Raw genomic sequence first — 1,780 nt, 5'->3', positions numbered from 1 at the left:
CCAGCAGGTAGACTGGTTTGCGGCCGATGCGGTCAGAAAGCGCACCCATCAGCGGGATAGCGAAGATTTCCAGAATCACAGCGACAATCATGCTCTCCATCAGGATATTACTGTCGAGCTGATTAGCTTTAGCCCAGGCCAGAATAATCACGGTGAACAGAGCAAAAGCGCAGGCTTCAATCAGCTTCGCCGCTACGCCGTTGATCACCAGCCCAGGATAAGCCTGAATCACCTCTTTCAGCGGGCGCGATTCTGCGGCTTTGGTGGCGCGGATCTCTGCGAAAACCGGCGACTCATCAATTCGCAGCCGGATAAACAGACCAACGATGACCAGCAGGGCGCTCAGCAAAAAAGGGACGCGCCAGCCCCAGCTCATCATCTGATCTGCGGTCAGGAACGCATTCAGAAGAGCGAACAGCGCCAGCGGCAGCAGAAAGCCGGCCGGCGCGCCCGTCTGTACCCAGCTGGCGAAGTAACCTCGCCGCGCGGGCTGGGCATACTCCGCCGTCATCAATACTGCGCCAGCCTGCTCGCCGCCGACGCCGAATCCCTGCAAGAGCCGGATAACGATTAAGGAGACCGGCGCCCAGATACCGAGGGTGGCATAGGTCGGCAACAAACCGATGCAAAAGGTGCCCAGGCCGACAATCAGGATAGTGGCGACCAGCGCTTTTTTACGTCCCACCTTATCGCCGATATGGCCAAAAATAATCCCGCCAACCGGACGCGCCAGAAAGCCGACGGCGTAAGTGGCGAAGGCGGCCAGCGTACTGACCAGCGGATTATCGCTGGGAAAGAAGAGGTGGCCGAAGAAGAGTACTGCGGCGGTTCCATAGGCGAAAAAGTCATAATATTCCGCTGCGGTACCGATAGCGGATGCGCTGGCAACCCGGCGTATGATGCGCTGGTTGTCAGCGGTTTCGGCGGTTGCATTAGCGGATGGCGTGGATATAGAGGTCATAGGGATCTCCCGTTTGTCAGAAGCTTGCCTACCATACAAGTCTGCAAAGACGTCTGTTGCGAAGACGATCACAGATGTTAAACAGAGGGGAGACGGGCAGGAGAGGCGCCGCGTACCGCCATCATTGTCACCTGTATAAGCCTGAAACGCCCTGCCTGCTATTCTGATAAAGCAGGTTACAAATCAGTAAATTAAAGGTATAATGGGCGGAACATCATAACTTAACTTATTGATTTTAAAGAAGTTTAACCCAAATGACGCCTGGGAAGGCGACAGTGAGGCCGCTATGAGCGAAAAGTTACAGAAAGTCCTGGCACGTGCAGGCCACGGTTCCCGTCGTGAAATCGAAGCAAAAATCGCCGCTGGTCGCGTCAGTATCGACGGCAAACTCGCCACGCTGGGCGACCGCATTGAAAACGATAAATCCCTGAAAATCCGCATCGACGGCCATCTGGTCTCTATCGCCGAGTCGGCGACGGAAGTATGCCGCGTGCTTGCCTATTACAAGCCTGAGGGCGAACTCTGCACCCGAAGCGATCCGGAAGGCCGTCCAACGGTATTCGATCGCCTGCCGCGCCTGCGCGGCTCCCGCTGGATCGCGGTAGGGCGTCTGGACGTTAATACCTGCGGCCTGCTGCTGTTCACCACCGATGGAGAACTGGCTAACCGCCTGATGCATCCAAGCCGTGAAGTCGAGCGTGAATATGCCGTACGCGTGTTTGGTCAGGTGGACGATGATAAAATTCGTCAGCTGAGCAAAGGCGTACAGCTGGAAGATGGCCCGGCAGCCTTTAAAACGCTGCGCTTTGCCGGCGGCGA

At 56.5% G+C, this 1,780-nt stretch carries 2 protein-coding genes; one reads left to right on the top strand and one right to left on the bottom strand.

All coding sequences use genetic code 11. The features are described 5' to 3' along the window. Positions 1–961, bottom strand: a 961-nt coding sequence (locus B3797_RS09440; protein ID WP_311790953.1) for an MFS transporter, incomplete at its 3' end; no start/stop codon positions are given. Positions 962–1,247: 286 nt separating this feature from the next. Here B3797_RS09440 and rluB point away from each other — a divergent pair. After that, positions 1,248–1,780, top strand: a 533-nt coding sequence (rluB, locus tag B3797_RS09435; protein ID WP_311790952.1) for a 23S rRNA pseudouridine(2605) synthase RluB, incomplete at its 3' end; no start/stop codon positions are given.

Source organism: Pantoea sp. UBA5923 (assembly GCF_002431095.1).
Classification (GTDB): domain Bacteria; phylum Pseudomonadota; class Gammaproteobacteria; order Enterobacterales; family Enterobacteriaceae; genus Pantoea; species Pantoea piersonii.
This window is presented reverse-complemented; position numbering and strand designations above follow the sequence as displayed.